Below are 21,390 nucleotides of genomic sequence, written 5' to 3' on the forward strand. Positions count from 1 at the left end.
TTCAATCGACGATTTGTAACTGGAGAAGGTCTAATGGCCGGCGGAAGGACTCGCGTGTTTGGGTGGCCGCGGGATGAAGAAGAGCAGAGGCAGCATACACGCGCAGAAGACCGCCATGTACTGGATGATGTCGAGGTAGGCGAGCATGCCCGCCTGACGGTGCAGCTCGTTGTAGAGATAGGCCTGCGCGGTGTGGGAGCCAGTGCCCGTCATGGGGTTTCCGCTGCTGTGGCCGCCAAACATGCCTTTCAGCTTTGCCACCCGGTTCATGAAGGAAGCACTGCCAGTCGTAAGATTGCGTACCATGTTCGTCTCGTGGGCTGCAGTGCGGCGTGTGAGCATGGTGGCGACGAACGCCGTTCCCACAGAGCCGCCGATATTTCGCGCAAGATTCGTCAGGCCCGACACGTCGTTATTCTCAGACTGCTTTACCCCGATGTACGAGATCGTATTGATCGGGATAAACAGGAACGCAAGTCCTGACGCCTGGAAGCAGCGCACAAAGACCAGGTATCCGTAGCTCACGCCGAGGTTCAGCGTATGCATTGTGATCAGCGACAGTGTCAGCATGATGAAGCCGTAGCCGATAAGTTTGCGCGGATCGACCTTGCCGACCAGAACGCCGACAATGGGCATCATGCACATCATCATCAGGCCCGCAGGCGAAAGTACCAGACCGGCAAGTTCCGCTGTGTAGCCTAGCAGCGTCTGCACAAACTGCGGGATCAGAATGGTGGTGCCGTAGAGGGAGAAACCCAGCACGAACATCAGCAGAAAACTGATCGAAAAGTTGCGGCGCTTGAAGAGCGTCAGGTTGAGGATGGGGCGATGGCCTTCGCGGAGTTGTTTGAGCTCCCACCAGATCATCGCGACAAACGCAATGACCATGGCGACGGCGAAGAAAGTGATGAGGTTCGAGGAGAACCAGTCATCCTCCTGGCCCTTGTCGAGAATGAACTCGAGCGAGCCGAAGGTAAGGCCCAGCAGGCCGAAGCCGAGAAAGTCGAGCTTGATGCCGCCCTTCTGCGACAGTTCAACCTGCTTCTTTACGTAGGGAGGATCTTCGACAATGCGCGAGGTGAGGAACAGCGAGATCAAGCAGATGGGAACGTTGAGAAAGAAGATCCAGCGCCAGTCGAAGTTGTCCGTGATATAGCCACCCAGGGTCGGTCCGATTGCGGGAGCGCAGACAACGGCGAGGCCATACATCGCGAAGGCCTGTCCGCGTTTCTCAGGTGGGAAGGTGTCGGCGAGGATCGCCTGTTCCGAAGGTGCGAGACCGCCCCCTCCAACGCCCTGCAGAACGCGGCAGAAGATCAGGATCGGAAGCGAAGGAGCAAAGCCGCACAGAGCGGAGCTGATGCCGAACAACGCGACGCAGATCATGTAGAACTTCTTGCGCCCGATGAAGGTTGTCATGTAAGCCCCGGCGGGCAGAATGATGGCGTTCGCGACCAGATACGCGGTGAGGACCCAGGTGGCCTCATCCTGCGTCGCTCCCAGACCACCGGCGATGTGCGGCAACGCAACGTTGGCGATCGAGGAGTCCAATACCTCCATGAAGGTCGCGAGCGTTACCGTCATGGCAACGATCCACGGGTTGATCCGCGGACGCCAGGGCCGTTCCACAGTCGGATGGTGCTCGGGACTATGCGCTTCAGAGAGCTGCGCCTCGGGGAGTTCGATTACTGTAGCTGCCATGTGTGGTTTATTCGATTGTATCGGCGCACGCCGGGATTCAGAGAGTTGCAGCGAAATTCCGGCCAATCCACACGACGGCCTACCGTTTCGATACGGTGATAACTTCATAACCAAGGCTTCTGGGAGAAGCGGAAATGTACATTCCTCGGGCAAATAGCGAAACCCGCACTCCGGTCATCCATAAACTGATCGAAGAACATCCATTTGCGTCTCTCATCACCATGGGGACGGCCGGCCTCTTCGCATCGCATATCCCAATGGTTCTCGAACGCGATGGCACACCCTTGGGCCGCCTGAAGGGTCACCTCTCGCGAGCGAACCAGCAGTGGCGAGAGTTCTCACCCGAGGTCGAAGCGCTTGCGATCTTCTCCGGTCCACAGCACTACATCACGCCCAACTGGTATCCGGAGAAACAGGAGAGCGGGAAGGTGGTGCCCACCTGGAACTACGTCGTGGTTCATGCGTACGGTCATCTGCGTGTCGTCGAGGACAGCCAATGGTTGATGGCCCATCTGCACAGCCTCACAACGATCCACGAGGCCGATTCCCCAGCTCCGTGGAAGATCGAAGATGCCCCCGCAGACTATATCGCCTCGCAGATAAAGGGCATCGTTGGGCTTGAGATGGTCATCGATCGACTAGAGGGCAAATGGAAGGTCAGCCAGAATCGCTCCGAGCAGGATCGCAACGGAGTAGCGAACGGCCTCGCCGACTTGAACACAACGGACAGCCATGCGATGAAATCTCTTGTCGAGAAGCGCAGTTGATCCGCAATCCAACTTGGGGCAAATCGCGATAGGCTAAAGTCAATGCTCTCAGTCGCCCTTCGCAACTCTTCTCTAAGCGTCTTGTTGTTAGGAATCGCCATCCCGATCTCTGCCCAGACGTCGCAGCCCACTGCCCCGGCCCCCCCGCCGCCTGCGATCAAAGAGCCTACCCACGCCGATCTTTTGCGCGGATCCTACGGGCCGTATCGCGCCAACAACGATCTCCTCTTCTATCACCTCGACCTTCGCGTCAATCCCGAGAAGAAGTTCATCAGCGGCAGCAATACGATCCGCTTCAAAATGCTCGCGGACGGCACACGCATACAGCTCGAGCTCTTCCCTACCCTGCAGATCGACAAGATCGAGATGGGCAAAACTTCGTTGAAGTATGCGCGCGACGGTGGCACCTTCTTCGTCGACTTCCCGAAACCTCTGCGTACCGGCCACACCTACTCCATCGACGTCCACTACTCAGGAAGCCCCGTCGAAACTGGCCGCTTCGGCTGCTTCACCTTCAAGCAGGACACCGCCGGCCATCCCTGGATCAACACCGCCTGCGAAGAGACGGGCGCCAGCGTCTGGTGGCCGAACAAAGACCAGTGGCGCGACGAGCCCCAGGACGGAATGGAGATCAACGTCGCCGTTCCGAACGGCCTGATGGATGTCTCGAACGGAAAGTTCATCGGCAAGAAAGATCTTGGCGACGGCTACACGCGCTGGGACTGGAAGGTTCACTACCCCATCAACAACTACGACGTAGCGCTCAACATCGGCAACTACGTTCACTTTGACGACAAGTTCGGCGATCTTCCTCTCGACTACTATGTTCTGCCCGAAGACCTCGACGGAGCGAAGCGTCAGTTCGCCCAGGTGCCGGGCATGATGAAGGCCTACTACCACTACTTCGGCGAGTATCCCTTCAAGAAGGATGGCTACAAACTCATCGAAGTTCCATACGCGGGTATGGAGCATCAGAGCGCCGTCGCCTACGGCAACCACTTTCACAACGGCTATCTCGATCGCGACTGGACCGGCGTCGGTATCAGTCCGCGCTTCGACTTCATCATCATTCACGAGAGTGGCCACGAGTGGTTCGGCAACGCCATCACCGCAGCCGACAAGTCCGATATGTGGATCCACGAAGGCTGGACCACCTACCTCGAGTGCCTCTACGTCGAGTACAACTACGGCCACGAAGACGAGGTGAAGTATGTCAACGCGCTGAAGAAGAAGGTGAAGAACGACCGTCCCATCATCACGGCACACGGCACCAACGCCGAGCCGCCGCAGGATCAATACTTCAAGGGCGCTCTCTTCATCAACACCCTGCGCAGTATCGTGGACGACGACGCCCGCTGGTTTGCGCTGATCCACGACTTCTATCAGCACTTCGAATATCAGAACATCATGACGGAAGACGTCGAGCAGTACTTCAACCAGCAGACCGGTATGAACCTGACGCCCGTCTTCGATCAGTATCTGCGTCACACCGCGATCCCCGCGCTGGAGCTGAAGTTCGACGAGGCCGCAAGCACGGTCCAATACCGCTGGAAGGCAGACGAAAAAGCTTTTGCCATGCCAGTGCGCGTAGGCTTGAAGGAGCACTGGGAGACGATTCATCCCACAACGGAGTGGCAGACCATGAAGACGCCGCTCACCGAAGATCAGTTCGAGGTGGCGACCGATCTGTACTACATCACCGTAGATAAGCTAGCCAAACAGTAAGGCGCATACTTAACAAGTGACGAGAGCAGTGCTAGACTTCGAGTTTTCCGCTGTAGTTGAGCCTCTTCAGCGATCGAACCGAGTGGAAAGAGAGACGTCAGATGCATCCGGACCTTGAGAAACTAATCGTATTGCAGGCACACGACGTAGAGGCCAAACGCCTCCGCGATGAGATGGTCGCGCTGCCGAAGCACGTGGCGGCGCTTGACGCGAAGGCAAAGGCGACACAAGGGCAACGCGCAGTTATCGTTGACTTGATAGCCAAAGAAGAGGCACTGCGACGCCGGCAGGAGTCTGACGTCAAGGACCAGAAAGCCAAGATCGACCGCACGCGCAAGCACATGGACCTGGCCACAACGACCGTGCAGGTAACCGCATTCGAGCACGAGATCGCCTTCGCTCAGGCGGAGATCAGCAAGCTCGAAGACGCTGAGATCGAAAGCATGGAGCGCAGCGAAGGACTCGAGTCGCAGAAGAAGCTTGCCGACGAAGCCGTCACCGACGCGTCCGCCACTTTGGAGCGCGAGCGAATCCGAGCCACCGACACCATCGCCGCTGATAAGACGCTGCTGGCCGCGGTGGAGCAGAAACGCACCGCGGTTCGCGCAGAGGTCGGCGAGGCTGCACTCTCCACCTATGATCGCATCGCAAAGGCGAAGGGAACCGCGGTAGCCGAGGCGCTCAACCAGAAGTGCATGGCCTGCCAGATGATGGTGAGGCCACAACGCTGGAACGACCTTCGCGACCGCGGCAATGACGAGACCATGATGACCTGCGAGAGTTGCGGCCGCTTGCTCTACTACGATCCCGCGCGTGACGCTCCGCAGCGCAAGACGGTTCCGGTAGAGAGCATCGCGGCATCAATCATTCGATCCCTCTAAAATCAGCAAACACGATTCAGCAAGGGCCAGCGTGAGATCTTGAAGAGAATTTGCATAGACATGGACGAGGTGATGGCCGATGCGCTCGGTGAGCATCTCCTCCGCTACAACCAGCACTTCAGCGAAAACGTTACGCTCAAAGACCTGCAGGGCAAGTGGCTTTGGGATGTGGTATCGGTAGACCGCCATGCCGTGCTCGACGCCTATCTGCGTTCGGAGGACTTCTTCGAAGTGCTGTCCGTCATGCCGGAGTCGCAGCGTGTGCTGCAGCGGCTGCACATGAACTACGAAGTCTTTATCGCGACCGCGGCGATGGAAGTTCCAACCTCTTTCCAGGCGAAGTATCGCTGGCTAGCGAAGCACTTCCCGTTTATCCCGGCATCCCACATCGTTTATTGCGGCGACAAAAGCATTCTGCGCGCAGACTATCTCATCGACGACAACCCGCGGCAGTTGCGACGGTTCATGGGCGAAGGTATCCTCTACAGTTCGCCCCACAACGCCGGTGTCACTGGCTATAAACGCGTCAATGACTGGCTCGACGTGGAGAAGCTGTTTCTCGGCTGACCTTGAGCCGCTTCGTCAGGCGTAGAGGTTCGACTCAAAACGTTGCAATGCAGCATCGGACCACGCATGGCTCGACTTGCGCCACGTATCCCCCTGCTCCGACATGAAGTTTGGAAAGTCCATGCGACAGTATCCGCAGCGCGCCTGAAAGTCATAAAGTGCCTGCGCGGTCCCATCAAGATAAAGCACCGCCTGCAGACCATCGCGCGACCACTCCACCGAGGCGATGCGCTGTGGCTCAGGACGCTGGAGCTCGACGTCGCTCTTGGCCAGCGCGGCTACGTTGTAGATCAGCATTGCATCCATAATGCTGTGTTCATGCACCTCCTGCGAGCGATCGCAGGCATAGAAGTATCCCGCGACGCCTTCATCCTCAAAGACCACGGTCCAAGGGACGATCGGCGAATTGACAGAAAGAAACGCACGGCCAGGAGTAAAAGAAAGCGACTGCATATCTCTCACGATACACTCGATGAGGCGGCTGCTGAAACGTCTCCGGCAGTGCTAGCTGCGCAGCAAATTGCTCGCCAGTGCACCCGGACAGCCCGATCGGAAATCAGACTTGAGGAAAGATAAAGGCCGGCCTACTTCAGAATGGGAATGAAGCTCCCCCGCATTAAGTTCGGACGACCGCAGCAGTGGGCTGCGCTGCTGTTACTAGTCTTTCTGGCCGAGTGCCTCTGGGTCGTGGGCCGGCAGCAGCTCTCCCAACAGGACTACCGCTACGCGGAGTGCGGGCGCGAGATGTGGGAGCGGCCTTCGCCTTTGGCCGGTTACTTCACCACCTGCGGCAATCTCAACGGAGACGGTACCTTTGCGTATCGCGTCGCTGGGCTACCTCTTACCGTGCAGCGTCTGGCCATGCTCGGTGCGGACAAGCTTCGCAAACCGGAGAACCGCCTCTACGCGCAGAGCTCGCTGAACGGCTCAACGTGGGAGGCGCGGCACGAGCTCTTCAGCGTCAAATATCTCCTCCACCTGCCCTTCATCTTCTTCGCGATCTGGCTTGGTGGCGGTCTGTGGTGGGTCTGTCGGCGGCTCTTCGGAAATGAAGGCGGATTCTTTGCGCTGGGACTTTACTGCTTTTGTCCCGCCATCGTCCGGTCCGCCGTAACCCCAAATAACGAAGTGCTGGCGATGTGGGGACTCTACGGGCTCGTCTACACCGCCATGGGAGTCGCCCACGCGATGCAAGGGCCGCGAAGCAAGTGGCGGCCGCGAATCGCATTGCTCACCCTCGCACTGGGACTTACAGCGGCCGCGCATCTACTCGCTGCAATCATCGGCTTCGCGATGGCAGTCGTGTGGATGATGTATCTCGCGCAGCGTCGCCGCAGCTATGTCATGCAGATCCTCGTCTTCTCTGCGATCGGCGCCCTGGCGATTCTTTTCGCGTCTTACGCCTTCCGTCCAGCGCCATTCAGCTACGTCTTCACCGGCGGCGGCGCACGTTTCTGGTTTGCGCTCGATGGAGCAAAACGCTTCTTCCTGAGCACGGCGAATGCACCCATCATAGTAGCGACGCTTGTATCGCTCCTGCTCTACATTTCAACCCGCCGCTGCCGCTACTTTGGCAACACCGCGCCGCTCGTCATGGTTCTCCTGTTGTTTCCGCTAGTAACGACGCAGACTATATCGCAACCATGGCTGTGGGCACTCCCATTCCTCTTCACCTTTGTCGGCGGAGTCTTCGCAGATGTCCTGGAGATGCGTCAACGGAAGATGTTTCTAGCTCTGTCAGGGGCAATCCTTCTCATGCAATTCATTCTCTGTCTGTCGCTGTTACCGGAAATCGCACGTTAGACCTCTCCCCGTAGCGAGGGCCGCCTGTATCCCGATTCGCTACTGGTTAGCCGGCTGATTTGCGCGAAATTCTCTGCAGATACTGCATAATAGGTCCGCACCCTCATAAATTGTCGCGTCCTGAAGGATGGTCTTGTCCGTAATGATGAAAGTCTCTCTTCGCTCCGCCTGTACCGCATCGGCCCTTACTGTTTTGCTGCTGGTCGGCGGATGCCATCGCCACCGTAAGTCGAAGTCTCAACCCAACACGACGGCGTACGCGGATAAGCTGCACGAGCTCGTCGAGAAAAAAGCGCTGCCGCCCGAAAAGGTCGACACCACCAAAGTCCCCAATCTCCGCTGGCCAAACTTCTCCGACTACGAATCCATCATCAAGACCTTCTACGACGACCGCAACTACGAGGTCGCGTGGACCCGCGACGGAGCACCCACCGCCTCCGCGAAGGGTTTCATCCAGGCATTTCAGGACGCTGCAGCGAAGGGCCTCATCCCCGAGGACTATGATGCGCCGCGCTGGGCCGACCGCGTGCAGGCTCTAAATAGTAAATCCGAGGACGCCATCTCGCTCTTCGACGTGGCGATGACTGTCAACGTCATGCGTTACATCTCCGATCTGCGCATAGGCCGCGTCAACCCATCGCATTTCAACTTCGAGATTCCCGTCCAGGACAAGAAGTACGACCTCGCCGAGTTCGTCTCCGACAACGCTGTAGACGCTGCCGACGTGCCGAAGCTTATCGCTGGCGTCGAACCTGGCTCCGAAGAGTACCGCCAGACCGAAGCAGCCCTGGCACACTACATGGATCTCGCGAAGCGACAAGGCCAGACGCAGGCAGAGCCACTGCCCACAGTGCCAAAGGCGATCTCAACGGGTGGCGCCTATCCCGCGCTACCCGCCCTGCTCGCCAGGCTCCAGCTCGAAGGCGACGCCGAATCCAACGCCACCCTCGCGTCTCCCGCCACCTTCGACGCCACTCTCTCCGACGCAGTCAAGCACTATCAGCATCGCCACGGCTTCACCGAAGACGGCAAGCTCACGCCGCAGACCATCAAATCTCTCAACGTCCCCATGGACCTCCGCGTAGCCCAGTTGCAGGACTCCCTCGAGCGCTGGCGTTGGCTCCCCGAGCCCTACCTGCACGCCCGCCTGATGGTGAACCTGCCGGAGTTCGTTCTGCGCGGCTATGACCCCGACCACAAGCTCGACTTCACCATGCGCGTCGTCGTAGGCAAAGTAATGGGCCAGCACGAAACCCCTGTCTTCACACACATGATGAAGTACCTCGTCTTCCGCCCCTACTGGAGCGTTCCGGTCGACATCGCCCGCAAGGAGCTGGTACCGCACATCGAATCCAACCACGGCTATCTCACCAGCAAGAACTTCGAGGTCACCAACAACAAGGGCGTCATTCAAACCGACTACACCGCCCACCAGGTGGCGCAAGGAGCCGTGATGGTGCGCGAAAAGCCCGGCCCCAAGAACTCGCTCGGTCTGGTCAAGTTCATCTTCCCCAACCAGTACGACATCTACCTCCACTCCACGCCGGCCGTCTCGCTCTTCGAGCAGACTCGCCGCGACTTCAGCCACGGATGCATCCGCGTCCAGAAACCTGCCGACCTCGCCGCCTGGGTCCTCCAGGGCCAGGGTGACTGGGATCTCGACAAGGTGAACGAAGCCATGAACAGCGGCCCGGACAACAAAACCGTCAGCCTCAAAACTCCTCTGCCCATCGTCATCTTCTATCTCACCGCCATCGTCGAAGACGGCGGCGAAGTCCACTTCTTCGACGACATCTACGGCTACGACTCAGAGATGCAGAAGGTCTTCTCCAAAGGGCCGCCCTATCCGATCAAGCCTGAACCCATCGTGCCCAAAACCAAGGAGGGCGACACGGTCTAGCGCCGTGTAAACTGCTGTCCTGAAAACAGGGAGAGAACGCATGCCAGCGGCAAACTTCAACGCCAGAGTAGACATGTACATCGCGAAGTCCAAACCCTTCGCGCAACCAATCCTCGAGCATCTCCGCGAGCTCATTCATAAAAGCTGTCCACGCGTCGAAGAGACCATCAAGTGGAGCATGCCGTTCTTCGAGTACGGCGGCGTCATCCTCGGCAACATGGCAGCATTCAAAGAGCATTGCAGCTTCGGTTTCTGGGGCAAAGAGATCGGCGCCGTGTTGACCGAGGCCGGCATCGTCCAGCGCGGCGGCATGGGCACGCTCGGCCGCATCACCAGCATCAAAGACCTCCCCTCCGACAAACAGATGCTCTCCCTCATCCGGCAGGCCACAGCCTTCATCGACCGCGGCGAGTACACCAGCCCCATGGCAGCCAGGGGCAAAGTCGTAAAAGCTCCAAAGCCCGCAGTCGAAACACCCGAGGAGCTCACCGCCGCCTTGAAGAAGAACAAGAAAGCCGCCTCAGTCTTCGCCGCCTTCAGCCCAAGCTGCAAGCGCGAGTACACCGACTGGATCGCCGACGCCAAGCGTCCCGAGACACGCGAAAAGCGCGTCGCAACCGCAGTCGAATGGATCGCCGAAGGGAAGCAGCGCAACTGGAAGTATCAGAACTGCTAAGGACCTTCGCACAAAGATTCGCCTCATCGCCTGCGATCACCGCCGCACCGAACGCTCTTTCATTCACGAAAATTTTCAGGGTGTATTCTTCCACGACGCTATAGACTTGCAGCGATGTCTTCTCTGCCCAGGCCAGCAATCACGAACGAGGATCGAGTGCACCCCGCTGTTCCGAGAAGCGCATCCCTCGACCCCGCTCTCTTCCGGCGAAGACTGATGAGCTGGTACCGGACCCACGCACGCGAGCTTCCATGGCGCCACGTCAGCGATCCTTATCGGACTTGGCTCTCCGAGGTCATGCTGCAGCAGACGCGTGTAGCCGCTGTCATCGATCACTATAAGAGCTTTCTCCGGCGTTTCCCTACTATCCTTGCTCTCGCGCTCGCGCCTGAGGCCGAAGTTCTCGCCATGTGGTCGGGCCTCGGCTACTACCGTCGTGCGCGCATGCTGCACAAGGCCGCGCAGTTTCTCACCGAGGAGCGCGGCGGCATCCTGCCCAACACTGCCGCGGAGCTGCGCACCCTACCTGGCATCGGCGAGTACACCAGCGCCGCCATCGCCAGCATCGCCTTCGGAGAAAGTATCGCTGTCGTCGACGGAAACGTGGAGCGAGTGTTGTTGCGCCTCACCGGACGGCCAGAGCAAAGAGACGCCGCCGGTCGAGCCTTCGTCCAGAAACAGGCGTCTGCCCTTGTACCAAACCGGCGCATCGGCGAACAAACCAACGCCGCCGGCGATCACAACCAGGCCATGATGGAACTCGGCGCGACCATCTGTCTGCCCAAGGCTCCCCTCTGTCTCAATTGCCCTGTGTACGCAATGTGCAAAACTCGCGGCGAACACCTCACGCCGCCGCGTGTCGCGCAGCTCAGCCGCCCCGCCGCGTACCTGCTCAGTCTGCGAAAGCGCGGCACCCTCACCGAAGTTCTCCTGCAGCTTCGCGCCGAAGACGCCAGCCTGATGCCGAACATGTACGAGCTGCCACCGCTGCCGCAGGACGCAATCCAGGGCCGAGAACCCATGCTGCGTGTCCGGCACTCCATCACAACCACGAACTATTACGTGCAGGTGTACGCTGCCAGCGGACCGCAGGACCGTGGATTGCGCCGGGCTGTTCCGGCTGCAAAGAGTGATCTGCACTGGGTCCTGACCAGCAGGCTGAACTCAAAGCCCTTGACTGGGTTGACGCGCAAAGTCCTTCAGCGTCTCGACGTCATGAAAGTAAATCTACCGAAGCTGCCGGGAGTGAAAACCTTCTCGCCCCCACGCTGAGAAGCCTCACTCGCAAAAGCTTTGCCGGTATAGGGTCGTCCGAACTACTGCATCTGCGAAGACATCTTCTTGGCAGCAGGAGTCTGCGGCAGAATCGAGCCCGGAATGCCGCGCACCTTCCCGTTGGTCGTATTCGACGACCGCGTGCCACTCCCGAGCTGCAGCAACAACGGATGCTGCAACGTTACGATCACGGCTGTGGCGGCCGTCTTGCCGGTGCACATGTAGCTGTGGATCGTGTTCGCGTCGAAGTAGATCGCATCGCCCGCCCCTACATGGTGAACCGTCTCGCCATGCCGCACATCGAGTGTTCCCGAGAGCAAATAGAGAAACTCGCACCCGACGTGCTGGTGAGCGCGCGGCGAACGGCCCTCCTTCTCCGGCAGAAACTCCGCGAAGTAAGGATCGAGTTGACGGTCGGGAACCAGGTATCCCAGGCTCTCGAAGAAGTAGGCAGGGTCGTCGGCCCCGGTCTGCGGCAGGCGCACACGCTCATCGCGGCGATGCACCCGGAACAGGGTCTGCGGCTCCGGATCGAAAAAATAGCTGAGGTCTTTGGAGAACACCATCGAAATCCGCGCCAGGTTCCGCAGCGTCGGCACCACGCGCCCGGTCTCCAATTGCGACAGAAAGCTCGCCGACAGTCCGGTATGGCGACCCAGTTCCACCAGGCCCATCGACTTCTTCAGCCGCAGGTGCTTGATCCGTTCCCCAATGCGCTTTTCAGCGATGAACGACTCAGCCGCCTCCCCGTCGACCTGGAGGTGCCGGACGTTTACCGCCGAATTTGCTTCGCCGCCGGGGACGAAGCTATCGGTTTGAACTGAGATCTCAGCAGTGGCAAGAGTAGGGGAAGAGATTGTTTTGCTCATAAGATTTATTCGCTACACCAACAGACGTTGAAACCCGATCAAAAGATGTACGGATTAGCTCGCTTTTTGGATTGGATGCGAAATTTTTACCTGCATACATCCCCCTCTTCGCAAAAAGATCTTCGGCCAGAAGATTTCGCGTTCGTCATCTCGATCTCGGCGGTCTTTCCTGACCGCACCGTGCAGGTCCTGACCCCAGGTTCTCTAACTCTCTGGCCTATGATGGTCACAGACCATGAAGTTTTTGCTCATCCCTTGCCATTCGCAGATCCGGCGATGGTTATCCCTCAGCGCCGTCGCGCTATCGATTGTGTTTGCTGCAGGCTGCGCCAGTCCGGGACCGCCTCATGCCCCCTCCCTCGATCTGCCCGAGGTCGTCAAGGACCTCACCGCCGAGAGGGTGGGCGACAAGGTCACTCTCCACTGGACGACCCCGGAGAAGACGACCGATCACATCGCCATCAAAGGCACAATCACCGCGGAGATCTGCCGTTTCTCTGTCTCGGCCTCCCCTGCAACTCCAGCCTGTACCGTAGTTAAGCGTCTCCCGGTACAAAGCGGATCGAGCCATGCGGAGGAGCTTCTCCCTCCAGCCATGACCGCGGATCCGGCCTCTCTCCTCGCCTACAGGGTTCAGCTCTTCAACGTCCACCAGCGCTCGGCAGGTTCTTCGTCCGAAGCCTTCGCCGCTGCCGGCGCTGCCCCTCCGCCGGTCGAGCAGCTCCGGGCGACGTCCATCCGCGAGGGCATTCAGCTCGAGTGGCAGCAGCAGAAGGACGCCGCCCCGGGGTACTCCCAGGTGCAGCTTGACCGCCATCTGGTCGCACCCGCCGCTACCGCTGCAACTCCTGCCCCGCCTAATTCAACCTCTTCCACTGCGCGGAAACCCACGCTCCGAAGCAAATCCAGAAAGACCTCCCCTCCCGCCGCGTTCGCCTCTGCAAAGCCGCAGGCGACGTCAACGACCAAGCCAGAGACTCCGGATGACGTGAAGCTGGAAACTCCCAAACGCGCCGCAGACGCAGGCGGCACGATCGACCAGACCACGCAGAAGGGCGAGAGCTACCGCTACACGGCCAGACGGGTTCGCGAGATCTCCCTTGCAGGCCACGCGCTCGAAGTTCGCAGCGAACTCTCCGCTCCGGTCGCCGTCACTATGCTCGACACCTTCCCGCCCGGCGTCCCAACCGGCCTTGAAGCAGTACCCGGAGGAGCCACCGCATCCGATCGCTCCATCGATCTTTCATGGACCCCTGACACAGATCCCGATCTCGCCGGGTATAGTGTGTATCGACAGGAAGTTACCTCGACAGGCCAAGTTGCGGGACCAGCAACGCGCCTGAACCCATCCCCGATCGTCGGTCCTGCCTACCGCGATCAAACCGCAATCCCCGGCCATCGCTACGCCTATCGCGTTACCGCGGTCGATGCCACCGGAAACGAGAGCGCGCCGAGCGCCGACGTGCAGGAAACATTAAGGGAGCAATAAAAAACAAATGCGTTACTGCAAGTACCTGTCGTCTGAAAACGGCACCTTTCTCCCTCGTTACGCCCTGGTAGAGAAGCGCAATGGCATCCTCTGGGCCACGCTTCCCATGCAAGCCCCGCAGGAAGACCTGACCGCCCGCATCCTCGGCGGAGTTCCCGTTCCAACCCTCGCCGTCGACTTCGAACCCACTCCCCTCGACGACCTGCATCTCCTGCCCCCGGTCACCCCCTCGAAGATTCTCTGCGTAGGCCGCAACTACCGTGACCACGCTGCCGAGCTCGGCAACGAAGTCCCCGCCGAACCCCTCCTCTTCCTCAAGCCGCCCTCCTCGCTGCTCGGCCCCAAAGGAACCATCCGCATCCCTGCGATCTCCAATCGCGTTGATTATGAAGGAGAACTAGGCATCGTCATCGGCCGTCGCTGCTACCGGATCGGCCCCGACGAAGACGTCCGCCCCTACATTCGCGGCTACGTCTGCGTCAACGACGTCACCGCCCGCGACATCCAGAAGTCCGACAGCCAGTGGACACGCGGCAAGGGCTTCGACACCTTCTGCCCCGTCGGCCCCATCGTCTCGGACGAGATCGACCCCGTCGGCTTCGGAGACAAGGATCCCTCGCCCGTCACCGTCACCACCCGCCTCAACGGCATCGTCAAGCAGCAGGGCAGCACCCGCGACCTCATCTTCCCCATCGCCGACCTCCTCCGTTACATCACCGCCACCATGACCCTCGAGCCCGGCGATCTCATTCCCACAGGAACTCCCGCAGGAGTAGGAGCCGTTCAGCCCGGGGACCGCATCCAAGTGGAAATAGACAGCCTGGGCGTGCTCGAAAATCAGTTTGCCTCCAGTTAGCATCCGCCGCGCTCTAACAGACAGCGCAATCCCTCAGAGCTTGATAAAATCTGTACCAACAGCCAAGGAGAAAGATTATGGCATCGTTACTCGAACAGCTTCGCGGATACACTACCGTCGTCTCCGATAGCGGAGACTTTAACGCCATCCAGCAGTTCCGCCCGCAGGATGCGACCACGAATCCATCTCTGATTGCCGCCGCCGCCGAGAAATCTGAATACCAGTCCGTCGTCGACGACGTGCTCAAAGCAGTGCGCAAAGAAGCAGGCCCCAACGCTTCGGACAAAGAAATCGCCGCAACCGCCTTCCGGCCTCTCGAAGTCGCCTTCGGCCTCAAGATCCTCGACATAGTCCCCGGTCGTGTCTCCACTGAGGTTGACGCCCGCCTCTCCTACGACACCCAGAAGTCCATCGACGAGGCCCACGCCATCATCGCGCTCTATGACAAGGCCGGCATCTCACGCGACCGCGTCCTCATCAAGCTTGCCTCCACCTGGGAGGGGATCCGTGCCGCTGAAATCCTCGAGAAGGAGGGCATCCACTGCAACATGACCCTGCTCTTCGGTATTCATCAGGCCGTCGCTGCGGCCGAAGCCAAGGCCACCCTTATCTCGCCCTTCGTCGGACGCATTCTCGACTGGTACAAGAAAGACACCGGCAAGGACTATGTTGGCGCCGACGACCCCGGCGTTGAGTCCGTCACCACCATCTACAACTACTACAAGAAATTTGGCTACAAGACTGTCGTCATGGGTGCGAGCTTCCGCAACATCGGCGAGATTACTGAACTCGCCGGCTGCGACCTTCTCACCATCGCACCGAAGCTGCTCACCGAGCTTGAAAGCACTCAGGCCCCGCTGCCCCGCAAGCTCGATCCCGCCAAAGCACAGAGCCTGGACATCAAGAAGATCCCGATGGACAAAGCCGCCTTCGACAAGATGCACGCCGAAGACCGCATGGCCACCGACAAGCTGAAGGAAGGCATCGACGGCTTCTCCAAGGCCATCGTCGATCTCGAAGTGATCCTCGAAAAACGTCTCAGCGAAATCGGCGAACCCGCCGCAGCAACTCGCTAATCCTCAACAAAATCCATTGCATATCTCTCGGCGGCCTATCAAAGGGCCGCCGAGTTGCCTTAGAACGGGATTTATTTTTGGCAACCCCCCACACTTTCGTTCTGCTCTAAACAGGCAGAGGTGAAAAATGCACGTTGCAAAAATTCTCGCCGCAACTACAGTTGCTGTTTTCAGCTTCGCAGTTGCAGCTCCTAAAACCCAGGCTCAGATCAGCGTCAACATTGGACCCGCTCCCAGCTGCCCATACGGCTACTATGAAGCTCCTCCCTATAACTGTGCTCCCTATGGCTACTACGGTCCCGAGTGGTTCACCAGTGGGGTCTTCATCGGTGCCGGTCCTTGGTTTCACGGCCCCGAACACTTCTATGGACACGTCGATAACCACTACCATCCCGAGCACGGATATCACGGCCCATACCCTGCCCGTGGCGAGGCCCCGCGACCCGAGTACCACGTCGATCACAATGAGAACTTCCACGGCAACGAGATGCGCGACGGCCACGGTCATGTAGGCGGCGAACACCACTAATTCGATTCGTCACAAAACGGTTACAAAAAGGGCAGAGACCGATCCAGCCAGGTCTCTGCCCTTTTTCGTTTCACCTCGTCACACACTCGAATAGAACCACGCCCTACCTCTGCGCACTCGCCACCGCAGCCATCTGCGAATCGCTCACCGCGGCCGTCAGGGGAGCCACCGCCTTGGCCGTCTGGACTCCCGGCCTTTGCTTGGATGCGTACATCCTCTGGTCTGCCACCCGCAGCAACCGGATCGAGTCGTGGGCATCCTCCGGATATACGGCCATGCCTACGCTCGCCGACAGCACCATCGGCTTGCCCTCCACCACTATCGGACGGTCCAGCGTTCTCTGCACCGTCTCCAACAGGTGATCCAGTGACTTTCCCGGTTCCACATCCGCCGCCACAATCACAAACTCATCCCCGCCCAGCCGCGCCAGCGTATCCGACGCTCGCACGCCCCTGCGCAGAGTCGCTGAGACCTCGCGCAACACCTGGTCGCCCGCCTGGTGTCCCATCGTGTCGTTGATTCTCTTGAAGCCGTTCAGATCCAGAACGATCAGCGCCAGCCGGTTGTGCGTGCGTTCAGCGCGGTCGAGCGCCATCATCAGCCGGTCCGCAAACAGACGCCGGTTCGGCAGCCCAGTCAACTCATCATGCAGCGCCAGCCACTCGTTGCTCGAAACCTGCTCCTCCAGCATCACCAGAATCATGCCGATCGAGATCAGCGACTTCTGCATATTCCATATGTGCGAAGCGATATCGGCATACTCGCGATACTGCACAATCCACGGATGCAGAAACAGGCACAGCGCCCAGATCGTGAAGCCGGTTACAATCGCCAGCCTGCCGGTGCTTCCCGTCGGCAGCCGCCGCTGGAAGTTCACCGCCGCGGTTGCGTATACGCAACACAGGCTCCAATACACTGCCGACCTGTAGTCGGAGATGTGGATCAGATAGCCCATCGCCATCCACCCGCACACATGCAGCACCGCCGCAACCCAGCTGCGGCGAAGATACAGCGAGGTCGAAACGCCAATCACCATACCTGCGGCCATGCACGGGAAAAAGACAATCCCCCGGTTAAGGTGCAACCCATAGACCGTGCACAACGCCAGCAGTGGCAGCGAATTCAGCGAGAGATAAAGCAGACGCGAAGCCTTGGAGACAGGGTAAACTCCCGACGCCCACACAAAGATCATGCCCGTCAGCAGGTAGCAGTCCATCACGATCACATGCAGAATCTTCTGCGGCGGTCCATTCGCTGCGTAAAACGTATGCGCAGCCGCTTCCACCAGCGTAAAGAAAAGGCCCAGCAGCCACAGATCGGCTCGCTCCTGAGGATGCCGTTTTCGCAGCAGCATCAGGATCACAATCAGGATCATCAACGCCAGAAGATCGGGAAGAAACGCAAAGTTCATCGCGGACCCGGGCATCGTCGCACTTGGATTTGGCCCCAACTGCAGGCCACGCGGGATGCGTTTGCTACCTCTTCGGTGACAGAACGAGTGCCGTCACCTTTAATCCTCAAACCCTGAACCAGAACAATAGTCCACAAAGCATCATCAGCGCGATGGCAAAAGTCATTTATTTCAGGACTGAGAGATTCGAAACAAACAACAGTCCAGAATAAGAACTGTGCAGAGCCTTCCTGCAATGGGCGAGTTGCTGCCTCGGTCAACTCTTCTAAAGACAGCAGAAAAATTACAGAGCAAAATCTCTGACCCTCCCGCCGGGTCTTTAAAATTCACTGCAGCTGCTTCGCGGGGGCCCTGGTAACTCGTCGGTCTTACAGAGATAGAAACGCTGTTTGTTGCACAATTATGCGGTATCCCTGACAAAGTCAAACATAAAAATCAACTACGCCGACGCCTCGAAATTACTCCTGCAAGCCGCCGGATTCTGTCTCCAACTCAGCTAACTCAAGCCCTTCAATCGGATAGGCCACTCCTCCGCGCCAGCCTGCTCCGCTAAAACACCAGGCTGGCGAAAGAGTGGCAACGCACTGGTAGTGACCCTTACGTTCAAAACGTTACACAACAATTCGTTTAGAAACAGCACTCACCTCGTTGAGGACAATCGGAGATAGGGAAGGCCATCGATTTCAGTCGATTCAAATCGCCACCTATCCCCACGAAATAGACAGGGCTGGAGACCGTCTTCGGCCATCCAGCCCTTCTTGCTCTAACTCCTTTTCCTGTCTGACTTACCGGTGGCCACCGCCACCACCGCCGCCTCCGTGAAAGCCCCCTCCGCCCCCGCCTTGGAATCCGCCGCCATGGAATCCTCCACCAGCAACCGACGCCCCACGGTAGCCTCCGCTGACGCCGCGGAATCCATATCCGCCACGGTAGCCGTAGCCGCGCCCATAGAAGCCACGGCCATACACAAAGCCGCCGCCATATAGGTAGTACGGAGAGTAGAAGCCATATCCAAAGGGGCTGAAGAACGGGCCGCCACCAGGCAGCCAGTCATACCCATACAGATAAGGATCCCAGGCCCAGCCAGGCGCGAACCCGCCGTAGCCGTACGCAGGCCCATATCCGGCATACTCCGCCGCAAGATCGACGTTCGCCTCGCCCAGATACTGCGACCGCAGCTGACTCCAGCGATACAGATCGTCTTCCGAGCGGTCCTTGTTGAAGCTCACAGGCTTCACCGCCTCCCCAACGAGCGTGATCTGCTTGCCGCCCTTCACATCCACAGGCTTTACACTGCTCTCGAGGTTATTGCCTGGATAAACCGCCGCCTTCCCGTCGAAGGTGCGTACCGTATTCGCATCCGCGTTGAACTCATACAGCCCGTTCTTCAGGATCTGCGTCTGACCTCCCTTCTGATCGATCAGGATCATGTTCTGCGGGTAGAGTTGATCCGCCTCCACCTCGGCGCGTCCCTGCTCCACACTCACCTCGGTGTGGGTAAGGTCGGGCTTGATCATCTTCACAGTGCTGTTCTTGTCCAGCCGCAGAAACACGCCCGGCGTCAGGAGCATCTCCGCCTTGCCGTCGGCAGTCGCAAGGTATTGACCCGGCCCCACCTCCGCCTGGCCCACAGAATGCGCCGTTACTTGGTGTCCATCGATGGAGGCTTGGCCTTCAACATAATTGAGAGTTCCCGGGCGGGCTGGGTTCGCGCCTTGCTGCTGTGCAAAGACAGGCGTAAACAGAGTCGCCAGGGAAAGGAGAAGAATTGATTTGAGCCCTGACATATTCAAAAACCTCTGTTGTTTAGATGAAACAGAGGAGGAAAAGTCACAGTAGGCTCAAACTGTGCCTGACCATTGAACCCGATGTAGCTCAACAAGTTGCTACCGCTGACCGACGAATGACAACGCCGAGACAACACTCCATCAAAGACCACAAAAACGAGCCTTTCCACACCAAAAACCGCTCGAAACAGAGCTATAAGTCAGTTGTAAAAGTTATGTCTTCTCAGAAGCCGTTGAACCAGGCGATCAATCATGAAAATTAAAGTGAAAAGCTGGCGCATTTTTACGCCAGCTCTTTCCTGCACTTCCAGCCATACAAAACACCACAACTTCACCACGTTTCACCATCCAAAACACCACGTTTGGACACCGTAAAACGCAGAAACCCCTGCAAAAACACCGCCTCCACCACGCGAAAAAAACTACAAAATATACCGCGAAAGATCCTGATCCTTCACAATCGAAGCCACCTGCTGACGCACATACTCCGGATCGACAACGATCACCTTCTCCACGCCCGTAGCAGTCTGCCGCTCAATCACAGGCAGAGGCGGCGACGGCATCTGCGGCTCCGATGTAAGCGATGCAGACACAGGTACTTCGCCCACAACACCCTCCTCCGTAATCTCCGCCCGCGGACTCTTGAACAGGTCCGGCGCCTGAAAACTGATCTCATCCAGCACCCGCTCCAGAATCGTATGCAGCCTTCGAGCCCCAATGTTTTCGGTAGTTTCGTTCACCCTGAAAGCAAACTGCGCCATCTCCGCAATCGCCTCCTTCGTAAACTCCAGCTTCAGTCCTTCCGTCTCCAGCAGCGCCGTAGACTGCTTCACCAGCGACGACTTCGGTTCCGTCAGAATGCGAATAAAGTCATTTACCGTCAACGAGTTCAGCTCAACGCGAATCGGAAAACGTCCCTGCAACTCCGGAATCAGATCGCTGGGCTTCGACACATGAAACGCCCCAGCCGCAATGAACAAGATGTGATCGGTCGAAACCATTCCGTACTTCGTGCTAACCGTAGTCCCTTCAACGATCGGCAGAATATCGCGCTGCACGCCCTCGCGCGAAACATCCGGCCCGTGCCCGCCTTCTCGTCCTGCTATCTTGTCGATCTCATCGAGAAACACAATCCCCGAGTCCTCAACCCGCTCCACCGCAAGCCGAGTCACCTGATCCATATCGATCAGCCGGTTCTCCTCCTCCTGCACCAAATAGTCGAAGGCCTCTGCCACCTTCATCTTGCGCTTCTTCGTGCGCTGTCCAAAGAGCCCCGGCAGCATGTCCTTCAGGTTGATATCCATCTCCTCCGAGCCCTGATTGGAGATCACCTCAAAGCTGGGCTGGTTGCGGTCGCGTACATCCAGCTCCACCGTGCGCTCATCCAGCTTGCCCTCGCGAAACTGTTGCCGGAGCTTCTCTCTCGTCCTATGCTCCCGATCCCCCGGCTTCTCCTCAGAGTCATCAACAGGCGCAGCCACCGGAAGCTGAATGAGATTGCTCCCTGGCTCGTGCATGGCCGCCGGGGCAGTCGCAGCAGATGCCGCGTTAGGCGTCGGAGGCAGCAGCAGATCGATCAGCCGATCCTCAGCCGCAAGCTCCGCTTTATCCTCCACCTCTTCCATCTTCTCTTCGCGAACCATGTCGATCGCGATCTCCACCAGGTCACGCACAATCGACTCGACATCCCGCCCCACATAGCCGACCTCAGTAAACTTTGAGGCTTCCACCTTCAAAAACGGAGAGTTCGTCAGCTTCGCCAAACGCCGGGCAATCTCCGTCTTCCCCACGCCCGTCGGCCCAATCATGATGATGTTCTTCGGCATGATCTCATCGGCGAGCTCCGGCGGAAGCTTCTGCCGGCGCATTCGATTACGCAATGCAATCGCCACGGCCCGCTTTGCGGCATGCTGCCCCACAACGTACTTATCAAGCTCGGTGACGATCTCGCGCGGCGTCATCTCATCGAGTGCGAGTGCCTGATCTTCAGCAGCTCCAGGTAGAAAAATTGCCATAGTGCGGTACTCCTTGTCGCATATCCCAGCGACGAAACCTTCTATAAACTTCTACGAACAGTC

The 21,390-nt window shown here is 58.5% G+C and carries 18 protein-coding genes; 12 read left to right on the forward strand and 6 right to left on the reverse strand.

From position 1 onward, the window contains the following. Positions 1-30: 30 nt before the first annotated feature. Complete coding sequence (locus HDF12_RS02355) at positions 31-1,701, reverse strand: DHA2 family efflux MFS transporter permease subunit (RefSeq protein WP_179580924.1); 1,671 nt, start codon at positions 1,699-1,701, stop codon at positions 31-33. 134 nt (positions 1,702-1,835) lie between these two features. On the opposite strand from HDF12_RS02355, the gene HDF12_RS02360 reads away from it, so the two are divergent. The 4 genes from HDF12_RS02360 (at position 1,836) to HDF12_RS02375 (ending at position 5,641) form a co-directional block, all read left to right on the forward strand. Then, positions 1,836-2,468, forward strand: a complete 633-nt coding sequence (locus tag HDF12_RS02360; protein WP_179580926.1) for an FMN-binding negative transcriptional regulator — start codon at positions 1,836-1,838, stop codon at positions 2,466-2,468. A 42-nt stretch (positions 2,469-2,510) separates the two neighbouring features. Then, positions 2,511-4,193, forward strand: a complete 1,683-nt coding sequence (locus tag HDF12_RS02365; RefSeq protein WP_179580928.1) for a M1 family metallopeptidase — start codon at positions 2,511-2,513, stop codon at positions 4,191-4,193. A gap of 101 nt (positions 4,194-4,294) precedes the next feature. Beyond that, positions 4,295-5,074: a zinc ribbon domain-containing protein gene (locus HDF12_RS02370; protein WP_179580930.1), complete on the forward strand. Its 780-nt coding sequence runs from the start codon at positions 4,295-4,297 to the stop codon at positions 5,072-5,074. A 60-nt stretch (positions 5,075-5,134) separates the two neighbouring features. After that, on the forward strand, positions 5,135-5,641 hold the full coding sequence (locus HDF12_RS02375) for a 5' nucleotidase, NT5C type (protein WP_179580932.1): 507 nt from the start codon (positions 5,135-5,137) through the stop codon (positions 5,639-5,641). A gap of 15 nt (positions 5,642-5,656) precedes the next feature. Here HDF12_RS02375 and HDF12_RS02380 read toward each other — a convergent pair whose 3' ends face one another. Further along, the gene (locus HDF12_RS02380) at positions 5,657-6,094 is read right to left on the reverse strand and encodes a DUF2251 domain-containing protein (protein WP_179580934.1); all 438 of its coding nucleotides are present in this window, start codon (positions 6,092-6,094) and stop codon (positions 5,657-5,659) included. A gap of 147 nt (positions 6,095-6,241) precedes the next feature. Between HDF12_RS02380 and HDF12_RS02385 the strand changes: the two genes are divergently transcribed. From HDF12_RS02385 to HDF12_RS02400, 4 genes are all read left to right on the forward strand, one after another. Further along, the gene (locus HDF12_RS02385; protein ID WP_179580936.1) at positions 6,242-7,444 is read left to right on the forward strand and encodes a hypothetical protein; all 1,203 of its coding nucleotides are present in this window, start codon (positions 6,242-6,244) and stop codon (positions 7,442-7,444) included. A gap of 142 nt (positions 7,445-7,586) precedes the next feature. Beyond that, entirely contained in the window at positions 7,587-9,344 is a 1,758-nt protein-coding gene (locus tag HDF12_RS02390; protein ID WP_179580938.1) for a L,D-transpeptidase family protein, read from the forward strand. A 40-nt stretch (positions 9,345-9,384) separates the two neighbouring features. Further along, positions 9,385-10,020 carry a YdeI/OmpD-associated family protein gene (locus HDF12_RS02395; protein WP_179580940.1) on the forward strand — a complete coding sequence of 212 codons (636 nt, stop codon included), beginning with the start codon at positions 9,385-9,387 and terminating at the stop codon, positions 10,018-10,020. 216 nt (positions 10,021-10,236) lie between these two features. Then, entirely contained in the window at positions 10,237-11,292 is a 1,056-nt protein-coding gene (locus HDF12_RS02400; RefSeq protein WP_257025313.1) for an A/G-specific adenine glycosylase, read from the forward strand. A 44-nt stretch (positions 11,293-11,336) separates the two neighbouring features. Here HDF12_RS02400 and HDF12_RS02405 read toward each other — a convergent pair whose 3' ends face one another. Then, on the reverse strand, positions 11,337-12,164 hold the full coding sequence (locus HDF12_RS02405; RefSeq protein WP_179580944.1) for a helix-turn-helix domain-containing protein: 828 nt from the start codon (positions 12,162-12,164) through the stop codon (positions 11,337-11,339). 235 nt (positions 12,165-12,399) lie between these two features. On the opposite strand from HDF12_RS02405, the gene HDF12_RS02410 reads away from it, so the two are divergent. From HDF12_RS02410 to HDF12_RS02425, 4 genes are all read left to right on the forward strand, one after another. Further along, positions 12,400-13,653 carry a fibronectin type III domain-containing protein gene (locus HDF12_RS02410; protein WP_179580946.1) on the forward strand — a complete coding sequence of 418 codons (1,254 nt, stop codon included), beginning with the start codon at positions 12,400-12,402 and terminating at the stop codon, positions 13,651-13,653. A gap of 7 nt (positions 13,654-13,660) precedes the next feature. Beyond that, on the forward strand, positions 13,661-14,509 hold the full coding sequence (locus HDF12_RS02415; RefSeq protein WP_257025314.1) for a fumarylacetoacetate hydrolase family protein: 849 nt from the start codon (positions 13,661-13,663) through the stop codon (positions 14,507-14,509). A 77-nt stretch (positions 14,510-14,586) separates the two neighbouring features. Next, positions 14,587-15,585, forward strand: a complete 999-nt coding sequence (locus HDF12_RS02420; protein ID WP_179580948.1) for a transaldolase — start codon at positions 14,587-14,589, stop codon at positions 15,583-15,585. A 127-nt stretch (positions 15,586-15,712) separates the two neighbouring features. After that, positions 15,713-16,114 carry a hypothetical protein gene (locus HDF12_RS02425; RefSeq protein WP_179580949.1) on the forward strand — a complete coding sequence of 134 codons (402 nt, stop codon included), beginning with the start codon at positions 15,713-15,715 and terminating at the stop codon, positions 16,112-16,114. A 103-nt stretch (positions 16,115-16,217) separates the two neighbouring features. Here the strand turns inward: HDF12_RS02425 and HDF12_RS02430 are convergent, their stop codons facing one another. The 3 genes from HDF12_RS02430 to hslU all read right to left on the reverse strand — a co-directional run bounded on the left by HDF12_RS02430 (position 16,218) and on the right by hslU (position 21,327). After that, positions 16,218-17,525, reverse strand: a complete 1,308-nt coding sequence (locus tag HDF12_RS02430; protein WP_183790519.1) for a GGDEF domain-containing protein — start codon at positions 17,523-17,525, stop codon at positions 16,218-16,220. Between the two features lie 785 nt (positions 17,526-18,310). Continuing rightward, the gene (locus HDF12_RS02435) at positions 18,311-19,312 is read right to left on the reverse strand and encodes a hypothetical protein (protein WP_179580953.1); all 1,002 of its coding nucleotides are present in this window, start codon (positions 19,310-19,312) and stop codon (positions 18,311-18,313) included. Positions 19,313-19,734: 422 nt separating this feature from the next. Further along, positions 19,735-21,327 carry an ATP-dependent protease ATPase subunit HslU gene (gene hslU / locus HDF12_RS02440; RefSeq protein WP_179580955.1) on the reverse strand — a complete coding sequence of 531 codons (1,593 nt, stop codon included), beginning with the start codon at positions 21,325-21,327 and terminating at the stop codon, positions 19,735-19,737. Positions 21,328-21,390 lie beyond the last annotated feature (63 nt).

Origin of the sequence: Tunturiibacter gelidiferens (assembly GCF_013410115.1) — a bacterium.
GTDB lineage: Bacteria > Acidobacteriota > Terriglobia > Terriglobales > Acidobacteriaceae > Edaphobacter > Edaphobacter gelidiferens.

Coding starts and splice junctions, on each gene's coding strand:
- HDF12_RS02380 (WP_179580934.1), bottom strand. CDS start 6,094: ATGCAGTCGCTTTCTTTTACTCCTGGCCGTGCGTTTCTTTCTGTCAAT.
- HDF12_RS02365 (WP_179580928.1), top strand. CDS start 2,511: ATGCTCTCAGTCGCCCTTCGCAACTCTTCTCTAAGCGTCTTGTTGTTA.
- HDF12_RS02430 (WP_183790519.1), bottom strand. CDS start 17,525: ATGAACTTTGCGTTTCTTCCCGATCTTCTGGCGTTGATGATCCTGATT.
- HDF12_RS02435 (WP_179580953.1), bottom strand. CDS start 19,312: ATGTCAGGGCTCAAATCAATTCTTCTCCTTTCCCTGGCGACTCTGTTT.
- HDF12_RS02360 (WP_179580926.1), top strand. CDS start 1,836: ATGTACATTCCTCGGGCAAATAGCGAAACCCGCACTCCGGTCATCCAT.
- HDF12_RS02395 (WP_179580940.1), top strand. CDS start 9,385: ATGCCAGCGGCAAACTTCAACGCCAGAGTAGACATGTACATCGCGAAG.
- HDF12_RS02390 (WP_179580938.1), top strand. CDS start 7,587: ATGATGAAAGTCTCTCTTCGCTCCGCCTGTACCGCATCGGCCCTTACT.
- hslU (WP_179580955.1), bottom strand. CDS start 21,327: ATGGCAATTTTTCTACCTGGAGCTGCTGAAGATCAGGCACTCGCACTC.
- HDF12_RS02370 (WP_179580930.1), top strand. CDS start 4,295: ATGCATCCGGACCTTGAGAAACTAATCGTATTGCAGGCACACGACGTA.
- HDF12_RS02410 (WP_179580946.1), top strand. CDS start 12,400: ATGAAGTTTTTGCTCATCCCTTGCCATTCGCAGATCCGGCGATGGTTA.
- HDF12_RS02375 (WP_179580932.1), top strand. CDS start 5,135: ATGGACGAGGTGATGGCCGATGCGCTCGGTGAGCATCTCCTCCGCTAC.
- HDF12_RS02385 (WP_179580936.1), top strand. CDS start 6,242: ATGAAGCTCCCCCGCATTAAGTTCGGACGACCGCAGCAGTGGGCTGCG.
- HDF12_RS02400 (WP_257025313.1), top strand. CDS start 10,237: ATGAGCTGGTACCGGACCCACGCACGCGAGCTTCCATGGCGCCACGTC.
- HDF12_RS02425 (WP_179580949.1), top strand. CDS start 15,713: ATGCACGTTGCAAAAATTCTCGCCGCAACTACAGTTGCTGTTTTCAGC.
- HDF12_RS02420 (WP_179580948.1), top strand. CDS start 14,587: ATGGCATCGTTACTCGAACAGCTTCGCGGATACACTACCGTCGTCTCC.
- HDF12_RS02355 (WP_179580924.1), bottom strand. CDS start 1,701: ATGGCAGCTACAGTAATCGAACTCCCCGAGGCGCAGCTCTCTGAAGCG.
- HDF12_RS02405 (WP_179580944.1), bottom strand. CDS start 12,164: ATGAGCAAAACAATCTCTTCCCCTACTCTTGCCACTGCTGAGATCTCA.
- HDF12_RS02415 (WP_257025314.1), top strand. CDS start 13,661: ATGCGTTACTGCAAGTACCTGTCGTCTGAAAACGGCACCTTTCTCCCT.